We start from the raw sequence: 17,679 nt of genomic DNA, 5'->3' as shown, positions 1-17,679 counted from the left end.
GGTGTCAGACCAGGTTCATCAGATAATCTTATCGTTGCGATCACCAATCTCAATTTCCCCTGATCGAAGCAGCCGCGTAGGGTCCCGGCTCCCACCCCAGGGGGGAACCATGACGATCACGTCAGGAGAGAAACATGGATGACGTCAGCAAGTGCCCGTTCTCGGGCGGCTTGAAGGGATTTTCGAACAAGGATTGGTGGCCGAACCAGCTCAATCTGTCGGTGCTGCATCAGCACTCGAACCTCTCCGATCCGCTCGGTGAGGCGTTCGATTATTCCAAGGAATTCAAGAGCCTCGATCTCGACGCGCTGGTCAAGGACCTGCACGCGCTGATGACCGATTCGCAGGACTGGTGGCCGGCCGATTTCGGCCATTACGGTCCGCTGTTCATCCGCATGGCCTGGCACGCCGCCGGCACCTATCGCATTGGCGACGGCCGTGGCGGCGCCGGCACCGGCCAGCAGCGCTTCGCGCCGCTGAACAGCTGGCCAGACAACGCCAACCTCGACAAGGCCCGCCGCCTGCTGTGGCCGATCAAGCAGAAGTACGGCCAGAAGATCTCTTGGGCCGACCTGTTCGTGCTGACCGGCAACGTCGCGCTGGAATCGATGGGTTTCAAGACCTTCGGCTTCGGCGGCGGCCGCGCCGATACCTGGGAGCCCGAGCAGGACATCTATTGGGGCCCCGAGGGCAAGTGGCTCGCCGACGAGCGCTACAGCGGCGACCGCGAGCTCGCGGGCTCGCTCGCTGCGGTGCAGATGGGCCTCATCTACGTCAACCCGGAAGGCCCGAACGGCAATCCCGATCCGCTGGCTGCCGCGCGCGACATCCGCGAGACCTTCGCCCGCATGGCGATGAACGACGAAGAGACGGTGGCGCTGATCGCCGGCGGTCACACCTTCGGCAAGACCCACGGCGCGGGTGATGCGTCGCTGGTCGGGGCCGAGCCGGAAGGCGCCGACATCGCGCAGCAGGGTCTCGGCTGGGCCAGCAAGTACGGCTCGGGCAAGGGCGGCGATACCATCACCTCCGGCCTCGAAGTGATCTGGACGACGACGCCGACCAAGTGGAGCAACAACTTCTTCTGGAATCTGTTCGGCTACGAGTGGGAGCTGACCAAGAGCCCGGCCGGCGCGCATCAGTGGAAGCCGAAGCACGGCGCCGGCGCCAACACGGTGCCGGACGCGCATGACAAGTCGAAGCGGCATGCGCCGTCGATGCTCACCACCGACCTCGCGCTGCGCTTCGATCCGGCCTACGAGAAGATCTCGCGCCGCTTCCTGGAGAACCCGGATCAGTTCGCCGACGCCTTCGCCCGCGCCTGGTTCAAGCTGACCCATCGCGACATGGGTCCGAAGGTGCGTTACCTTGGCCCGCTGGTGCCGAAGGAGGACCTGATCTGGCAGGATCCGGTGCCGGCGCTCGATCATCCCGTTGTCGACGACAAGGACGTCGCGGCGCTCAAGGCGAAGATCCTCGCCTCGGGTCTGTCGGTGTCGCAACTGGTGTCGACGGCCTGGGCCTCAGCCTCGACCTTCCGCGGCTCGGACAAGCGCGGCGGCGCCAATGGCGCGCGCATTCGCCTGGCTCCGCAGAAGGACTGGGCGGTCAACAACCCGGCCGAGCTCGCCAAGGTGCTCTCGACGCTCGAGGCCATCCAGAAGGAGTTCAACGCGCAGGCCTCCGGCGGCAAGAAGATCTCGCTCGCCGACCTGATCGTGCTGGCCGGCAATGCCGGCGTCGAGGCGGCCGCCAAGAAGGCCGGCGTCGAGGTGACCGTGCCGTTCGCGCCCGGCCGCACCGATGCCTCGCAGGAGCAGACCGACGTCGAGTCGTTCGCGGTGCTCGAACCGACCCATGACGGCTTCCGCAACTATCTCAGCGGCAAGCAGTGGCTGTCGGGCGAGGAGCTCTTGGTCGACAAGGCGCAACTGCTCACCTTGACCGCGCCGGAGATGACCGTGCTGGTCGGCGGCCTGCGCGTGCTCGGCGCCAACGCCAACGGCTCCAAGCATGGCGTGTTCACCGAGCAGACCGAGACGCTCTCCAACGACTTCTTCGCCAACCTGCTCGACATGGGCGTGGCCTGGCGTCCGGTCGATCAGGGCGAGCACACCTTCGAGGGCCGCGACCGCAAGTCCGGCGCGATCAAGTGGACGGCGACCCGCGCCGACCTGATCTTCGGCTCGCACTCGCAGTTGCGCGCGCTGGCCGAGGTCTATGCAAGCTCGGATGCCAAGCAGAAGTTCGTCAAGGACTTCGTCGCCGCCTGGACCAAGGTGATGAACCTCGACCGGTTCGATCTGAAGGTCTAAGGCGACAAGCCGACTGACCGACACCAAAGAGAAGCGGCGCTTCAGTGATGAAGCGCCGCTTTTTTCATTGGACATGTCTATCAGTCGCGGGCCCGTCAGCGCGCCGCGGCCGAGCCGCCGCCGTCGATCTGGCGGCCCATCAGCGCGATCGCCTTCTGATAGACGCCGGCGGCGTTCCAGGCCTCGATGGCGGCGAAGTTCGGCTCGCCCGGCTGATAGCCGGCGCCTGCCTTCCAGCCGTTGGCGCGCAGGAAGTTCGCGGTCGAGGCCAGCGCGTTGGCGGCGACGTCGAGATTGCCGACGCCGTAAGCGAGGATGTTCTTCGGCATGAATTGCGTCTGCCCGACCTCGCCATGCATCGAGCCGCGGGTGTTGCCCGAGAGCACGCCGCGGTCGATCAGCTTGAGCGCGGCATAGAGCTGGTCGGTGAAGAACTCCGGACGGCGGCAGTCATAGGCGAGCGTCGCGATCGACGACAGCATGTGCTGATTGCCGCGCTGGCTGCCGAACGCGCTCTCCATGCCCCAGATCGCGATCAGCGGTCCGGGCGGCACGCCGTAACGCTGCTCGATCGAGGCGAACATCGCCGCCTGCGACTGCTTGAGCTGGCGGCCGCGCGCGACGATCGCAGCAGCCCCGCGCTTGGCGAGGAACTGATCGAGCGACAGCGAGAAGCTGCGCTGGCCGCGATCGGCGGCGATCGTCGCGGAGGCGTAGTTGGTCTGCATCAGCGCGGCGATCGCGGCGCCGCCGACGCCCTTCGCCCGCGCCTCCTCGCTGAATTCGCGCTTCCACGCCTCGAACCCCGCCGGCGACGAACCGCACTGCGCCGCTTGCGCAACGCCGCCGCAGGCTGCGAGCAGCGTCGCGACGGTGAACGTGAAGGTGATCATGGCCCGGCGCTTAATCATTCAGACTCCTCTGGTCGCGTCCGCCGATGCGGCCTGCATCGTGACCCCTATCGGGACATCGGACGCCGCTGCGCGGCAATATCGGCCGCTCCCGGTTGAAACGGCGACAACCTATCGGAAATGGAAGAAAATCATAGCCGGCGGCGCATTAGCCGCAGATGAACGCGCCGAGCACCCGTGATTGCGCAGCCGCCCATCGACATGCGTGGCCGTGCGGGTTCCAAGGACGCAGCTCCCGCAATCGTGATCAGCGCCATCTACATCATCATGACCTGCCGGACGTCCACCGGTTTCCAGCCGGTCGAAAGCAGCGCCAAGGCGATCGCGATCCGCTCGCTGGCCATGACGAGCAAACGCGAGATCCAGAGCTATCTCCCGCCACCTATCAGTTCGCCAGGCACAATGGATTGGCCTTCAACACGACGGCGATCGCCCCTCCATCCCCGAGGGCCACGGCGTCGGCGTCGACACCGACTACATGACGCCGCCGGTACCCGTAACCTTGACATATGCGCCGCCCTTAATTATAAAACGATACAGTTTCGTTTTACCACAACCGTTTTCCGAGGGAATGCTCTACAAGCACCGACCGAGATCGGAGACAGCAGGCCGTCATGAAACGAATCATTCTGTTGACCTTGATCCTGCTGTCATGGGCGCCCCTGGCGCACGCGGTCGCCGGGACCGGCTCCGGCATGCAGACCGAGAGGGATCCGTCAGCCTCCACCGATCCGGCACTGAGCCAGGAGACGATCGATCGCGAGCTCGACAAGTTCCGGCGGACGGAGGTGTCACTGCACCAGGCGCTGCGGATCGCCGAAAGGATTCATCCGGGCTCCAAGACCGCGGACATCAGCTTCGAGGGTGGGCTCGACGCCCCCGTCTACAAGGTCCGAACCCTGCAGAGCGGACGGATCTGGGAATCCGACATCGACGGCACCACGGCAAAGGTGCGCAACAGCGTGCTGTTCTCCACCGTGGATGGACTGAGCGAAAGCGACCGTAACAGCCTGGCTGCCCTCACCACGGTCCGGCTCAAGATGTCGGACGCGATTCGGATCGCCGAGCGCTCGGCGGCCGGCCGGGCGATCAGTGGCGGCCTGATGAACAAGGACGGCAAGCTCGCCTTCGTCGTGGTCGTCGTCAGCGGCAACGATCTCAAGCAGGTGACGCTCGAGCCGTCATCGCTCCGGCGACGCTGATCGCGCTGCTCAGACCTTCGGCTGCAGCGCCAGGAACGTCTTGACCCGGTCACGGACGAAGCCGGGCAGCTCCCTGCGGATCGTCCTTTCGCTCTCGCCCATGAGCGAGCGCATGATCACCGGCATGACGATCAGATCGATGAAGATCTCGGCAGAAGCGGCCGACGCCTTCGACGGCGTCCGGCGGGCGGTCGTGGCCGAGGCGCCGATCGTCTCGCCGAGCAGCACCGCCACGGCATGGGCGGCCCGCCTGCGCGAGACGTCATGAAACTGACAACTGAGATCGGGAAACCGGTAAGCCTCCCCGATCGTGACCCGTAACAATCCCAGCGAGTCCTTCAGCGCCCGATCGACGATGGCGATGGCCAGTCCAACCAGCTTTTCCTGTGCGGTGCCGGCCACCGGCGCGTAGGACCCGAGATTCATCACGTCGTTGATGGAGCGCGCGACGACGGCGGCAAACAAGGCGGCCTTGCCGGTGTATCGGGCATAAATCGTCGGCTTGCTGGCGGGGGCGCGCTCGGCGATCTCGTCGATGCTGGCGCCGTCAAAGCCGCGCTCGAGAAACACCGCGCGCGCAGCGTCCAGAATACGTTCCTCGATATTTCCAGCCAGCGCCTTCGGCGGCCGTCCCACCCGCCCGCGAAACGCTTCCGTGCGTGCAACGTCCGTACGTTTCAATTTGGCCTGCGTGCGGGCCATACTCAACGACCTCGACTCGACATGAAGAGATGTCGTCAAGGGATTACACGTTCTTGTCGAGACGGCAATAGAACGACCACGCCACGCGGCTATGCGCATGGTGGCGTACATAATCGGCAACGCATCAGCACAAGCACCTCAAAATACCTCAGGTAACAAGCTCCCCGAGATCGTCGAACACGGCGAGCGCACCGTCGAACGCGTCGTCATGAAAGTAGAGGCTGCGCGTGATCAGCACGGGAACGCCGGCGCGGGTCGCAGCCATCAACCCGTTACCGGAGTCCTCGATCGCGATGCAACTGGCCGCGGGGAGATCGAGCTGCGACAAGACCTCCAGGTAGACATCGGGCGCAGGCTTCTTGCGCACGACATCGTCGGCCGCCACGACGGCGGCAAATCCTGCCTCCCAGTTCGCGCCCAGCACGGGCGCCAACAGGGCATCGATATTGGCGCGCGTGGTCGTCGTCGCGATCGCGAGCCGCTGCCCGCGGGCCGAGGCAGCCTCCAGCAATGCTTGAACGCCCGGGCGCAACGGGCAGCCCTTGTCGGCCATCAGCGCGGCAAACCGCTCCGTCTTGATGCGATGAAGCCGGGCAACGACGGCGTCGCTGAGCGGAGGACCCGTGCGCCGCATCTGGTCGAACACACGGACGCGCTCCTTCCCACCGGTGACACGCAGCAGCTCCTTGTAGATGCGGCGGCCCCAGTGCCAGTCGATGCCCACCGCGACGAACGCCTCGTTGAAGGCCTCGCGATGGATCTCCTCGGTCTCGGCCATCGTGCCGTCGACGTCGAAGATCAGTGCGCCGGCGTCGGCGATGCGGCGCCGGAGGTCGTCGAGCGGCGCGTTCCTCACCAGAGCCAGACTCATGATTGCACCTCCACCCTGCCGCCTCCCGCGTCGGCCCCCTTGGCGAACACGCGGCTTGCCAGCACGTCGCTGGCTTCGATCGACATCACGTCATCGGACGTCAGCACGCGGTCGAGCCGCGACACCAGCCGGTTGGCCTGGCGCAGGCGGATCCGATCCAGCGCGTTGCGGATCGAGCGCGCGTTCGAGAACAAGGGTTGAGTGCGCCGGACGGCGATGTATCTTTCGAAAGCGGCGCGGGCCTCCGGCGTGAAGCGATAATTCTGCCCTTCCAGCATCATCTCGGAGATCGTCAGCAGCTCGGCCTCCGAATAGTCGGGGAAGTCGATGTGGTGGGCGATGCGCGAGCGGAAGCCGGGATTGCTCTGGAAGAACTTCTCCATCCGGTCGGCATAGCCGGCAAGAATGACCACGAGATCCTCGCGCTGCGACTCCATGATCTGTAGCAGGATCTCGATCGACTCCTGGCCGTAGTCGCGCTCATTCTCGGGACGGTAGAGATAATACGCCTCGTCGATGAACAGGACGCCCCCCATCGCCTTCTTCAGCACCTCCTTGGTCTTCGGCGCGGTGTGGCCGATATACTGGCCGACGAGGTCGTCGCGGGTGACGCTGATGACGTGGCCGCGGCGCACGAAGCCGAGCCGGTGCAGGATGCCGGCCATGCGCAGCGCGACAGTGGTCTTGCCGGTGCCGGGATTGCCGGTGAACGACATGTGCAGGGTCGGAAACGTCGTCGCCAGCCCCATCTTGCGGCGGATCCGCTCCATCATCAGCAGCGACGCGATCTCGCGGATTCGCGTCTTGACCGGGGTGAGCCCGACCAGCTCGCGGTCGAGCTGCTCCAGCACCGGCGCAATATCGACGCTCTCGAACTCGCGGCGCAGGTCGACGGTGTCGACCGGCGTCGCCTCGGTGGTGTCCGTCTGCGTGGCCTGCATCATCGACTGGTGCTCCGTTCTGGACGTTCGCATCAGATCGCCGTGCGTTCGATTGCGAACCTGGCAACAACGAAGCAACGGCAAATACAAGGTGATATGGCCGCTCCGGGCGGAGATCCCTGCCACGCCGCAGACCCGCAGACGCAGCAGCGACCTCCGCCCGCCAGGGATCAGTAACGCTGGCCTTCCGGGCGCTCGGCCGCGTAGGACCGCGTCGAATAACGCTGATTGCGCCCGACGGTTTCCTGCCGGTCGAGCCGGAAGCCCGGCTCGTTCTGCGGCCGGTTGACGATGAAGGACAACCGGGTCGATTCCCAGCCATGGCTGGAATCGAAGGCCGAGATGCGGATGTAGCGGTCGCCGTAGATCTTCCGGCACTCGGTCAGCTCGCGCATGATGCCGGCAGCGTCACGCAGGTCGAACATCGGCAGGCCCCACATCTCCCAATAGGTGTTGCGGGGATGCGGATCGTCGGTGAACTCGATGTTCACGGCCCAATTCTTCTCGAGGCAATACTGGATCTGAGCGGAGATCTGCTCGTCGGTCAGATCGGGCAGGAAAGAAAAGCAACCCTGGGTCACGCGCATGTTGATGTCTCCTGATATCGCTGAAACGGGCGAGCCGGTGTCCGGCTCGCATCGCGGCGTCGTATCGAACGATTGTTAGGCGGCAGGCGTCACTGTCGGGACGAAGTCCGGCGAATCGGTCGATTCGTAGTTGAAGGTGACGTCCTTCCAGATCTCCAGCGCCTCGCGCAGCGGCGTGCAGGTCTGTGCCGCCTTGGCCAGGATCTCCGGACCTTCATGCACGTAGTCGCGGCCCTCATTGCGGGCGAGGATCATCGCTTCCAGCGCGACGCGGTTGGCGGTCGCACCGGCGGCGATGCCGCGCGGATGGCCGATCGTGCCGCCGCCGAACTGCAGCACGACGTCCTCGCCGAGCAGGTCGAGCAACTGGTGCATCTGGCCGGCATGGATGCCGCCGGAGGCCACCGGCATCAGCTTGTTCAGGCTCGCCCAGTTCTGGTCGAAGAACACGCCATGCTCCAGTCGCATCGGATTGAAGTCCTCGCGGCAGATGTCGTAATAGCCGCGCGTGGTGTTCGGATCGCCTTCGAGCTTGCCGACCACGGTGCCGGCATGGATGTGGTCGACCCCGGCGAGCCTCATCCATTTGGCGATGACGCGGAACGACACGCCGTGCGCGCGCTGCCGCGTGTAGGTCGAGTGACCGGCGCGATGCAGATGCAGGATCATGTCGTTCCGGCGCGCCCACTTCGCCATCGACTGGATCGCGGTGTAGCCGATCACGAGGTCGATCATGACAACGCATGACCCGAGCTCCTTGGCGAACTCGGCGCGCTCATACATGTCCTCCATCGTCGCCGCGGTGACGTTGAGGTAGGTGCCCTTGATCTCGCCGGTCGCCGCCTGCGCCTTGTTGACCGCCTCCATGCAGTACAGAAAGCGCTCGCGCCAATGCATGAACGGCTGCGAGTTGATGTTCTCGTCGTCCTTGGTGAAGTCGAGCCCGCCCTTCAGCGCCTCGTAGACGACGCGTCCGTAGTTGCGGCCGGACAGGCCGAGCTTCGGCTTGACGGTGGCGCCCAGCAGCGGCCGGCCGAACTTGTCGAGCCGCTCGCGCTCGACGACGATGCCGGTCGCCGGCCCCTGGAACGTCTTAACATAGGCAACCGGCAGCCGCATGTCCTCCAGCCGCAGCGCCTTCAGCGGCTTGAAGCCGAACACGTTGCCGATGATCGAGGCCGTCAGGTTGGAGATCGAGCCCGGCTCGAACAGGTCGAGGTCATAGGCGATATAGGCGAAATAGCTGCCCGGCGAGCCCGGCACCGGCTCGACCCGGTAGCACTTGGCGCGATACTTCTCGGCCGCCGTCAGCCGGTCGGTCCACACCACGGTCCAGGTCGCCGTCGAGGATTCGCCGGCGACCGCAGCGCAGGCCTCGGTCGGATCGACACCGTCCTGCGGCGTGACACGGAACAGCGCGATGACGTCGGTGTCCTTGGGCTGATAGGACGGCTCCCAATAGCCCATCTTCTTGTATTCCATCACGCCGGACTTGTAGCGATCCTTGCCGCGCACCGTGATCGATTGGTCGTTCATGTGTTCCTCCTGAATGTTCGTTATGGCCGTGGATGTCAGGCAGCTTCAGTCATTCCCCCAACTCGCGGATCGAGTGCGCCGGAGCGGTAGCGCTTGGCCATTTCGGCGAGCGGAATGACCTTGATCCTGGATGCATTGCCGGCAGCGCCGAACTGCTCGAACCGCTCGCGGCACAACTCGCGCATCGAGTCCATCGCCGGCTTCAAGAACTTGCGCGGATCGAACTCGACCTTCGACGACGCGCCGACCTTGCGGAAGATCGCGGTCATTGCCAGCCGGCAGTCGGTGTCGATATTGACCTTGCGGACGCCGTGGCGGATGCCGCGCACGATCTCCTCGACCGGCACGCCCCAGGTCTGCGGCATCTCGCCGCCGAACTGGTTGAACATGTCCTGCAGGCTCTGCGGCACCGAGGACGAGCCGTGCATGACGAGATGCGTATTCGGCAGCCGGCGATGGATCTCCTCGATCACGTTCATGGCGAGAATCTCGCCGTCCGGCTTGCGCGAGAACTTGTAGGCGCCGTGCGAGGTGCCCATCGCGATCGCCAGCGCATCGACCTTGGTCGCGCGGACGAAGTCGACCGCCTGCTCCGGATCGGTCAGCAGCTGCTCGCGGCTGACCTTGCCTTCGAGGCCATGGCCATCCTCCTGCTCGCCGCCACCATGCTCGAGCGAGCCGAGCACGCCGAGCTCGCCTTCGACCGAGGCGCCGACCCAGTGCGCCATGTCGGTAACGCGGCGGGTGATGTCGACGTTGTAGTCGTAGTCGGCCGCGGTCTTAGCATCGGCCCTGAGCGAGCCGTCCATCATCACGGACGTAAAGCCGTACTTGATCGCGGTCGCGCAGGTCGCCTCGTCGTTGCCGTGGTCCTGGTGCAGGCAGAGCGGGATCTGCGGATACATCTCCTCCAGCGCGTCGATCATCTTGGACAGCATTATGTCGCCGGCATAGGAGCGCGCGCCGCGCGAGGCCTGGATGATCACGGGGGCATCGACGGCCGCGGCCGCCTCCATGATCGCCAGCCCCTGCTCCATGTTGTTGATGTTGAACGCCGGCACGCCATAGCTGCGCTCGGCAGCATGGTCCAGCAATTGTCTGAGCGTGATCCGCGCCATGTTGGTCTCCCTGTTCGATGTTCTGTTTGGTGACGCGGCTCAGGAAGCCCGCGCCCGGATGATGTTGCGCATGGCCGCATCGGCGACCGCCGCAGGCGTGATGCCGAATTCGCGGTACAGCACCTCGGCCGGCGCCGAGGCGCCGAAGCCGTGCATGCCGACGAACTCGCCGGCATCGCCGAGCCAGCGCGCCCAGTCGCCCTCGATCGCGGCCTCCACGCCGATGCGCGGCACGTGGCCGAGCACCGCGGCGCGATACTCTGCCGACTGCTTGCGAAACAACTCGAAGCACGGCGCCGACACCACCGCCGCCTGGACGCCCTCGGCCGCCAGCAGCTTGGCCGCCTCCAGCGCGATCGCCACCTCCGAGCCGGTCGCAATCAAAGTTACGTCACGACCGGCCTCGGGCTCGATGACCAAGTAAGCGCCGAGCGCGACCTTGTTGTGATCCGATGCCTCGGTGCGGAAGGCCGGCAGGGCTTGCCGAGACAGGCACAGCACCGACGGCGAGGTCTCCGCGCGCAGCGCGCAGTCCCAGGCTTCCGCCGTCTCGACCGCGTCGGCCGGGCGGAAGACCAGGAGGTTCGGAATGGCGCGCAGGCTCGCGACATGCTCGACCGGCTGATGCGTCGGGCCGTCCTCGCCGAGGCCGATGGAATCGTGGGTCATCACGTGGATGACGCGGATGCCCATCAGCGCGGCCAGCCGAATCGCCGGCCGGCTGTAGTCGGCGAACGCGAGGAAGGTGCCGCCATAGGGAATGAAGCCGCCATGCAGCGCGATGCCGTTCATGGCAGCAGCCATCGCGTGCTCGCGCACACCATAGTGGACGTAGTTGCCATCCATTGCGGCCGGCGCGACGGATTTGTGCGTCTTTGCCTTGGTCAGGTTGGAATGCGTCAGGTCCGCCGAGCCGCCGAGCAGATTTGGCAGCACTGTCGCAATGACATCGATGACGTTCTGCGAGGCCTGGCGGGTAGCGATCTTCGGCCGCTCGGCCGTGAGCTGCGCGATGAACTGCGCCATGCGCTCGGTATAGGCGGCCGGCAGCTTCTTGTTCAGCGCGTCATGGCACGGCGATCGGTCCGCGGTGCACAGCTTGCGCGCACGCTCCTTCCAGGCCTGGCGCACGCTGCGGCCGCGCGCGCCGATCTCGCGCCAGCTCACCAACACATCGGCTGGCACCTCGAACGGACGGTGCGGCCAGTGCAGTGCCGCGCGGGTCTTCTCGACCTCCTCCGGCCCGAGCGGCGCGCCATGCGCCTTCTCCGAGCCCTGCCGTCCGGGTGAGCCGAAGCCGATCGTCGTCCGGCACGCAATCATGCTCGGGCGGTTGCTCTGCCGCGCCGCCGCGATAGCAGCCTCGATGGCTTCGGGATCATGGCCGTCAATGCGGGACGTCGCCCAGCCCGACGCCGCGAAGCGTGCGAGCTGATCGTCGGAGCAGGCAAGACCCGTCGAGCCGTCGATCGAGATGCCGTTGTCGTCGAACAGCACGATCAAGCGATTCAGCTTGAGATGGCCCGCGAGCGAGATCGCCTCGTGGCTGATGCCCTCCATCAGGCAGCCGTCGCCGGCGATCACATAGGTGTAGTGGTCGACCAGATCGTCGCCATAGCGCGCGTTCATCAGGCGCTCGGCGAGCGCCATGCCGACCGCCGTCGCGATGCCCTGCCCGAGCGGACCGGTGGTGGTCTCCACACCAGGCGTGTGGCCATACTCAGGATGCCCCGGCGTCTTGGCGCCCCATTGCCGAAACCGCTTCAGCTCATCGATCGTGACGGCCTCGTAGCCAGTCAGATGCAGCAGCGCATAGAGCAGCATCGAGCCGTGTCCGGCCGACAGCACGAAACGGTCGCGATCGGGCCAGGCCGGATCGGCGGGATCGAATTTCATGAAGCGTGAGAAAAGGACGGTTGCCACGTCGGCCATGCCCATCGGCATGCCCGGATGACCCGATTTCGCCTTTTCGACGGCGTCGATGGCCAGGAAGCGGATGGCATTCGCCATCTCGGCATGGCTGGGATCGGCTTTCGGAGCCAGCGTTTGCACGGCGGTGGCGGTCATAGCGTGCGCCTCTTTCGGTCCATCAGTTGCATGATCATGGGGGTGAGAATGAGCTGCATCGCGAGATCGAGCTTGGCGCCGTGGATCACGATCGAATTGGCGCGCGACATGAAGCTCTGCGGAATCATCGAGAGCAGATAGGGGAAGTCGATGCCGCGCGGGTTCTTCAGCCGGATCACGACCATCGATTCATCGGGCGTCGGGATCCAGCGGGCGACGAACGGGTTCGAGGTGTCGACCGTCGGCACGCGCTGGAAGTTGATGTCGGTCTCGGAGAACTGCGGGATGATGTAGTTCACGTAGTCCGGCATGCGGCGCAGGATCGTGTCGGTGACCGCTTCGGTGGTGTAGCCGCGCGACGCGCGGTCGCGGTGCAGCTTCTGGATCCACTCCAGGTTCATCACCGGAACAACGCCGATCTTCAGATCGGCGTGCTGCGCGATGTTGACCTTGTCCGTGACAACGGCGCCGTGCAGGCCTTCGTAGAACAGCAGATCGGAGTCCTCCGGCAACCGGCTCCACTCGGTGAAGTTGCCGGGCCTTGTGTCGTAAAGCCGCGCCTCCTCCTCATCGTGGACGTAGTGGCGCGTCATGCCGGTGCCAGTCTCGGAATAATCGCGAAAGGTCTTCTCGAGCTCCTCGAACAGATTGGTGTCGGGGCTGAAATGGCTGAAGTGCTTGTTGCCGATCTCGGCCTCCTCGACCATCTTGCGGCGCATCTCCTCGCGATTGTAGCGATGGAAGGCGTCGCCCTCGATATAGGCCGCCTTGACGTTCTCGCGGCGGAAGATGTTCTCGAAGGTCTTCTTGACGGACGTGGTGCCGGCGCCCGACGAGCCGGTGATCGAGATGATGGGATGACGACGTGACATGAACTTTCTCCGGAAGGCGCGTTCGACAGGCGGGCTCAGCGGAACAGGCCGCGCCGCGCGAACAGGGGCGCATCGCTGGTTTCGAACAGCGGCTCGATGCCCTCATGCAGCTGGTCGACGTCGCGGACAAGGCGGACGTCGCCCATGATCAGCGGCGCACGCTGATGCGGCGAGCGCGCCGACAGTTCGAGGATGCGCGAACGGCCGCTCGAGGCCGAGCCGCCAGCCCATTCCATGATCAGCGCCATCGGATGCGCTTCGTAGACCAGCCGCAGCCGGCCCTCGCGATAGCCGGGGCGGGAGTCGGCCGGATAGAGGAACACGCCGCCGCGCATCAGGATACGATAGGCCTCGGCGACCAGAGAGGCGATCCAGCGCATGTTGAAGTCGCGGCCGCGCGGGCCGGCCGCGCCCGACAGGCATTCGTCGACATAGTTGCGCACGGTCCCGCTCCAGTGCCGGCGGTTCGACGCGTTGATGGCGAACTCCGGCGTATCCTGCGGGATGCGGATGCCGGACTTGGCGAGCATGAACTCGTGCAAGGTCGGATGCAGGACGTAGAGATCGACGCGATGGTCGATCGCGAGCACCAGGCAGGTCTGCGGTCCATAGACAAAGAAGCCGGCGGCAAGCTGTGCCGTGCCGGGCTCGAAGAAGCTGGAGAGCACGTCGCGGCCCCGCGGGCGGATCGAGAAGATGGTGCCGACGGAGATGTTGTTCTGCAGGTTCGACGAGCCGTCGAGCGGGTCGATCGCCACGCAAAGTGGGGCAGCAGCATTGACCGTTTCCGGCCGGTCGACCTCCTCGGACAGGATGCCAGCGACCGGTGCCCGGCGCAGCGCATCCCGCATCAGATTGTCGGCGACGATGTCGAGCGCCTTCTGGACGTCGCCGTCGGCGTTCACGGTGGCGGCACCTTCGTCGACGCCGGACAGCGGCGCGACCGCGATCTGCCGCGCGAGTTCGCGCGCCGCCCCGGCCAGAGCCTCGATGACCGCGGCGCAATCGGCGTCGGCACCCTGCGCCGCCAGATGTGCCTGCAATGTCTGATGTTGATCGATTTGGTGATTCATGGGCCACTCCCTCGCCATCAGATCCTCTGCCGGGAACTTGATGAAGCCGCACGAATGCGTCGTGCCGCGCTGCTATCAACACTCGATTTGCCTAATTAGGGAAATTTCATTATCTTTGGATAGACCAAAGTTTTCCTTATACTGGCGATCTCATCGAGGGTTCCATGAGCCGGCACTTCTCTCGCGATCTCACCATCCGCCAGCTTCGGGCGCTGGCTGCCGTGCAAAACTCGGGTTCGGTGACGTCTGCGGCCGGCCGTTTGAACCTCACTCAGCCTGCCGTGACCCTGCAGATTCGCAATCTTCAGGAACTCGCCGGGCTGCCGCTGATCCAGCGCACCACCGACGGCATGATCCTGACCGAGGCCGGCCGCAGCGTCCTGGCACTCGCCGAGCGCGTCGAAGCCGCGCTGCAGGACTGCGAGCAGGCGCTCGACATTCTGGCGGGACGCAGCGGCGGCCGCGTGGCGATCGGCGCGGTCAGCACCGCGAAATATTTCGTGCCGTTTGCGATCGCGGAATTTTCGCGGCGCTTCCCCAAGATCGACGTCACCTTGCGGATCGGCAACCGCGACAGCCTGCGCGAGGCGCTGCGCGGCTATGATCTCGACATCGCCATCATGGGCCGGCCACCGGCCGACGTTCCCGTGGATATGCGGCCGTTTGGCAAGCACCCGCACATCATCATCGCCCCAGCCAACCACCGGCTGGCGCGCCGCAAGCGGATCGCGGCCGAGGATCTCGCCGGCGAGGTGTTCATCACCCGGGAGCCGGGATCGGGCACCCGGCTGCTGATGGAGACATTCTTCGAGAAGCATGGTCTGAAGCCGAAGACCAGCATGGAGATGGACAGCAACGAGACCATCAAGCAGGCCGTGATCGCCGGCCTCGGCATCGCCTTCATCTCGCAGCACACCGTCGCCCATGAGCTCGGCGAGGGGCGGCTGGTGACGTTGAAGGTCGCGGGATTGCCGATCATCCGCCAGTGGCACGCGGTGCGGCGCGCCGACAAGCTGCTGCTGCCGCCGGCGCAGGCGATGCTGGACTTCCTCGGCAAGGAAGGAGCGCGGTTTCTGCCGAGCTGAGCGCGACAACCGATGCCATTGCGGTGTCGCGTCTCGCATGGCGCCGTCTCACCAGCCGATCTCGAACCGGCAGGCCTCGTCACCCCGGGCTTCGCAGGCGATCTCGCGCGCATGGGCGTCGGAATGCACGAGCGTTGCGAACAGCGTCTCGAACGTCCCAGCGTAGAAGTCGCAGATGGCGTGATCGCCGTGATGGCCGCGGCACAGCGGACAGTGGCTGATCTGGTAGATGGTGGGCCGACCTGGGCGTGCGGCGAAGGTGCCGGTCCCGGCAAACGTCCAGGCATGCGCGGATATCGCCCGCGTCAGCGCGCGGCTCGCGAGCCGGGCCGGCAGCAGCCGGAGCACGCGCTGCGCCGCGGAGGGGATGCGATGCGCGAGCAGATAGGCCGCCGTCAGCCGCCCTGCCCTGGTGCTGACGGCGCGCGCAGCATCGTCGTCGAGCTCGGTCCGAAGCGCACGATGGAGCCGCGTGACCTCGGCTTCGTCGACCATCGCCGCCGGAGGCGTCGCGAGATAGGTGTCGAGCCGCGCGGCCGCGAATACGCGGCGCGCCGCCTCCTCGCCGTGCAGCAGACGCAAGGCTTCCGCGGTCTGGATGATCGCGTTGGGACCGATGCGGCCGGCGATGTGGCCTTCAGCAACGCCGTCCTGATGGTCAGGCGCGGCGTCAGCGCGCGGCAGCGGAACGTGCCGGGCGCACGTGCCGTGCATCTCAATGCACCCGCGTCTCGGTCTCGTCGCTCATCTGCTCGGCACCGCCGCCACAGGCCATCACCTGGGCCTGCTGCGGTCCGCTCAGCTTGCGATTATGGCTCGTCTTCCATTCGACCTTGCCGGGATCGGCGCGCCTGCGCGACGTATCGAAGCCGAAATCGACCTTGCCCTTGGACTGCGGCCCCCAGTAATTGACGCGGCCAAGATCGTAGAATTTCCGCTCGAAGCCCGACTTCAGGAACGCCTTGAGGCAGCCGAGCAGATAGCGCCGCCGCGCGCCGGAACCGGCCCACGGATAGGAGAACAGCGCCTTGTGCATGTAGAAGCGCCGGTAGTTGTTCATGACGCCGTCGAGCAGCTCGCCGCGCTCCATCGCGTCCGGCTTCATGATCGGGGTGACGAAATTGTACTTCTCGTAGTCGAAGATCTCGACCTTGTCGCCGAGGTCGCGGAACAGATCGGAGAACGGCCAGGGCGTGTACATCGCCCAATTGGCGAGGTCCGGCTTCCAGTCGCGCGCCATCTGGTAGGTCTCTTCCAGCGTCTCGCGGGTCTCGTTCTCGAGGCCAACGATGAACTGGGCCTCGACGACGATGACGGCGCCGCGCAAGAGCTGGATCGCCTTCTTGTTCTGCGCGACCGTGGTCTCCTTGTTGAAGCGGTCGAGCTTCATCTGCGCCGCGGCTTCCGTCCCCAGCGAGACGTGGATCAGGCCGGCCTTGCGGTACAGCGGCAGCAGCGCCTCGTCGCGCAGGATGTCGGTGACGCGGGTGTTGATGCCCCAGAGGATCTTGAGGTCGCGGCGGATCAGCTCCTGGCAGAAGGCTATGAACTTCTTCTTGTTGATGGTCGGCTCCTCGTCGGCGAGGATGAAGAAGCCGACATCGTGCTCGCGCATCAATGTCTCGATCTCATCGACCACCTTCTTCGGGTCGCGGATGCGATAGTCGCGCCAGAATTTCCATTGCGAGCAGAAGCTGCAGGTGAACGGGCAGCCGCGCGCCATGTTGGGGATGGCGACGCGCTTGTTCATCGGGATGTAGATGTACTTGCTCCATTCGAGCACGCTCCAATCCGGCGTGATCGCATCGAGGTTCTTCACCGTCGGCGCCGCCACCGTCGCCACGACCTCGCTGCCGTCGCGATAGGCGATGCCCTTGATGCTGCGGCGGTCCGTCGCCCAGCGGCCGTCCTCGCGGGCGCGCATCAGGTCGACGATGATCTCCTCGCCCTCGCCGCGCACGATGGCGTCGATCCACGGCGCCTCGGTCAGCACCTGCTGATACATGAAGGTGGCGTGGATGCCGCCGAGCACGGTCAGTGCGTCCGGGTGCTCCTCCCGAGCGATCTCCAGAAGACGCTCGGCCTTGTAGATGGAGGGCGTGATCGCGGTGCACCCGATCACGTCAGGCTTTTCGCTGCGCAGGATGGCGCGGACCTGATCCTCGGAGAGATCGTTGGTCATCGCGTCGATGAAGCGGAGGTCGGTGAAGCCGGCCGCCTTCAGCGCGCCGGAGATATAGGCCGCCCAGGCGGGTGGCCAGTTGCCGGCGATCTCGGCGCCGCCGGAGTGATAATTCGGATGCAGCAACAAGATCCGCACAGCGTCCTCCCCGACTATCAATTTGTCCATATATCTTAACGTTAAGACATATTGACAATTTGATCTGGCTCAAACGCCG

At 65.3% G+C, this 17,679-nt stretch carries 15 protein-coding genes; 3 read left to right on the top strand and 12 right to left on the bottom strand.

From position 1 onward, the window contains the following. Positions 1–134 precede the first annotated feature (134 nt). Positions 135–2,315, top strand: coding sequence for a catalase/peroxidase HPI (katG, locus tag ACQR0W_RS05275; RefSeq protein ID WP_434840586.1), 2,181 nt, complete (start codon positions 135–137; stop codon positions 2,313–2,315). A 95-nt stretch (positions 2,316–2,410) separates the two neighbouring features. Here the strand turns inward: katG and ACQR0W_RS05270 are convergent, their stop codons facing one another. Next, positions 2,411–3,226, bottom strand: coding sequence for a lytic murein transglycosylase (locus tag ACQR0W_RS05270; RefSeq protein WP_409977953.1), 816 nt, complete (start codon positions 3,224–3,226; stop codon positions 2,411–2,413). A gap of 614 nt (positions 3,227–3,840) precedes the next feature. Between ACQR0W_RS05270 and ACQR0W_RS05265 the strand changes: the two genes are divergently transcribed. Further along, on the top strand, positions 3,841–4,428 hold the full coding sequence (locus ACQR0W_RS05265) for a PepSY domain-containing protein (protein WP_315714344.1): 588 nt from the start codon (positions 3,841–3,843) through the stop codon (positions 4,426–4,428). Between the two features lie 9 nt (positions 4,429–4,437). On the opposite strand, the gene ACQR0W_RS05260 is transcribed toward ACQR0W_RS05265, so the two are convergent. The 9 genes from ACQR0W_RS05260 to ACQR0W_RS05220 form a co-directional block, all read right to left on the bottom strand. Next, positions 4,438–5,130, bottom strand: coding sequence for a TetR/AcrR family transcriptional regulator (locus tag ACQR0W_RS05260; RefSeq protein ID WP_316186775.1), 693 nt, complete (start codon positions 5,128–5,130; stop codon positions 4,438–4,440). A 148-nt stretch (positions 5,131–5,278) separates the two neighbouring features. Further along, positions 5,279–6,001: an HAD-IA family hydrolase gene (locus ACQR0W_RS05255; protein WP_316186774.1), complete on the bottom strand. Its 723-nt coding sequence runs from the start codon at positions 5,999–6,001 to the stop codon at positions 5,279–5,281. Next, positions 5,998–6,942, bottom strand: a complete 945-nt coding sequence (gene cbbX, locus ACQR0W_RS05250) for a CbbX protein (RefSeq protein ID WP_316186807.1) — start codon at positions 6,940–6,942, stop codon at positions 5,998–6,000. The genes ACQR0W_RS05255 and cbbX overlap by 4 nt, the downstream gene beginning before the upstream one ends. 170 nt (positions 6,943–7,112) lie before the next feature. Beyond that, on the bottom strand, positions 7,113–7,529 hold the full coding sequence (locus ACQR0W_RS05245; RefSeq protein ID WP_315714341.1) for a ribulose bisphosphate carboxylase small subunit: 417 nt from the start codon (positions 7,527–7,529) through the stop codon (positions 7,113–7,115). Positions 7,530–7,604: 75 nt separating this feature from the next. Further along, positions 7,605–9,065 (bottom strand): form I ribulose bisphosphate carboxylase large subunit, encoded by a 1,461-nt coding sequence (locus tag ACQR0W_RS05240; protein WP_316186773.1) that lies wholly within the window; start codon positions 9,063–9,065, stop codon positions 7,605–7,607. A 35-nt stretch (positions 9,066–9,100) separates the two neighbouring features. Next, positions 9,101–10,183 (bottom strand): class II fructose-bisphosphate aldolase, encoded by a 1,083-nt coding sequence (gene fba, locus ACQR0W_RS05235; protein WP_316186772.1) that lies wholly within the window; start codon positions 10,181–10,183, stop codon positions 9,101–9,103. A 39-nt stretch (positions 10,184–10,222) separates the two neighbouring features. Next, entirely contained in the window at positions 10,223–12,250 is a 2,028-nt protein-coding gene (tkt, locus tag ACQR0W_RS05230) for a transketolase (protein WP_316186771.1), read from the bottom strand. Then, positions 12,247–13,122 carry a phosphoribulokinase gene (locus ACQR0W_RS05225; RefSeq protein WP_315714337.1) on the bottom strand — a complete coding sequence of 292 codons (876 nt, stop codon included), beginning with the start codon at positions 13,120–13,122 and terminating at the stop codon, positions 12,247–12,249. Before ACQR0W_RS05225 ends, tkt begins: the two co-directional genes overlap by 4 nt. Before the next feature lie 35 nt (positions 13,123–13,157). Then, on the bottom strand, positions 13,158–14,213 hold the full coding sequence (locus ACQR0W_RS05220; RefSeq protein ID WP_316186770.1) for a class 1 fructose-bisphosphatase: 1,056 nt from the start codon (positions 14,211–14,213) through the stop codon (positions 13,158–13,160). 146 nt (positions 14,214–14,359) lie between these two features. Between ACQR0W_RS05220 and ACQR0W_RS05215 the strand changes: the two genes are divergently transcribed. Then, the gene (locus ACQR0W_RS05215) at positions 14,360–15,280 is read left to right on the top strand and encodes a LysR family transcriptional regulator (RefSeq protein WP_316186769.1); all 921 of its coding nucleotides are present in this window, start codon (positions 14,360–14,362) and stop codon (positions 15,278–15,280) included. A gap of 48 nt (positions 15,281–15,328) precedes the next feature. Here ACQR0W_RS05215 and bchJ read toward each other — a convergent pair whose 3' ends face one another. Both bchJ and bchE read right to left on the bottom strand, forming a co-directional pair. Continuing rightward, complete coding sequence (bchJ, locus tag ACQR0W_RS05210) at positions 15,329–15,994, bottom strand: bacteriochlorophyll 4-vinyl reductase (protein WP_316186768.1); 666 nt, start codon at positions 15,992–15,994, stop codon at positions 15,329–15,331. 1 nt (position 15,995) lies between these two features. Further along, positions 15,996–17,600, bottom strand: coding sequence for a magnesium-protoporphyrin IX monomethyl ester anaerobic oxidative cyclase (bchE, locus tag ACQR0W_RS05205; RefSeq protein WP_316169202.1), 1,605 nt, complete (start codon positions 17,598–17,600; stop codon positions 15,996–15,998). Positions 17,601–17,679: the final 79 nt, after the last annotated feature.

Origin of the sequence: Bradyrhizobium sp. HKCCYLRH1034 (assembly GCF_051168375.1) — a bacterium.
GTDB lineage: Bacteria > Pseudomonadota > Alphaproteobacteria > Rhizobiales > Xanthobacteraceae > Bradyrhizobium.
This window is presented reverse-complemented; position numbering and strand designations above follow the sequence as displayed.